General features: G+C 32.3%; 1 pseudogene. It reads left to right on the forward strand.

The annotated features are described in order from the left end of the window. Positions 1 to 1,196 (forward strand): annotated as a pseudogene (locus tag IQ242_RS25300) (WYL domain-containing protein); the annotation flags it as partial.

Here is a 1,196-nt window from a genome sequence, read left to right on the forward strand (position 1 = left end):
AGACAATAACTTTGATCTTGACGAAATTTGTACAATTCTCACAGGATTCAAGCGTCTTTTAGCTAACATAGCTAACTTGAATAAGAATAAAGTTTTTCACCCATATTCTCGTTTATTAGACTTTGAAAGATTAATGCACTTAATGTCCGTCATTATTAACTATCCAGGAATTGGGAATTTAGCGGAAACTGAACCAGAAAACCTGAAAGAAATTTTAGAAGTCGAAGAATTACCTCAGTTTAGCACTTCAATTGAGGAAATTTGTGCAGTAATTACTAAAAAGTATCATGCTATTTATGCCCATCCTGAAGCAATAGAAAAAGACTTATATTGGTTAGAAAAGAATGGGATTTTAGCCAGAGGAGATATAGCGGCTGATTTAGTTGATATTGAAACCATTCAAGTTCCTGATGTAATGACTCATCGCTATTCTAACTTAGAACAATTTGAGCGATTAATCAAAACCATTCGTTTTATTGTTCATCGTCCTTTTCTTAATAGTCCTATTAAGGGAACCCAAAAATTCTTTATTGAAAATATGCTTAAATTAGGGTTATTTGACGAAAATAAATATAACTTATATATACTCAGAAAAGACATCGAATTTGTACTAAATCCTTATCAAATTCTCCCAGAGATTTCTATGAAGAAAGGCTACTTTGCAGGAACAGGTATTTTATCTCAATATGAGTTAAATAAGCTCTATCAATCTCTCCGATCCCATTCAGTAGAGAAATATTTTAAAGATCCTCTTGCTGCCGAAATTTATGATATATTTAAACAACGATTAGAGAATTCCAAACTTTTAGAAGGAGAAGCCCCTTATTCTACTCGCTTAATTGGCACAAAATCTATTGTTGATGTGGAGAAATATCAACAACAATTTGAACAGTTAGAAGAAGCGATAAAAAAAGGAGAGCTTTTGAAATTTAGTCATATTCAAGGAAGTGCTAAATGGCCAAAAGATCAACCACACTTTACCGCTTATCCTTTACAAATTGTTTTTCATAATATTGCATGGTATTTAGGGTATGAAATAGGTGAAGGAGACAAAAAAGGTTTATTTGCCTTCGCAAGAATTGATAGAATCCGATTTCAACAAGTAAATACTCAGAGAGATATAAATGAGCAAAAGAAAGCGTTAGATAAGCTCCATAAACTTTATGATGCAAGTGCAGGAATTTATTTAGGCGATG

The sequence above is a fragment of the Microcystis sp. LEGE 08355 genome, from assembly GCF_015207185.1.
GTDB classification, from domain to species: domain Bacteria; phylum Cyanobacteriota; class Cyanobacteriia; order Cyanobacteriales; family Microcystaceae; genus Microcystis; species Microcystis panniformis.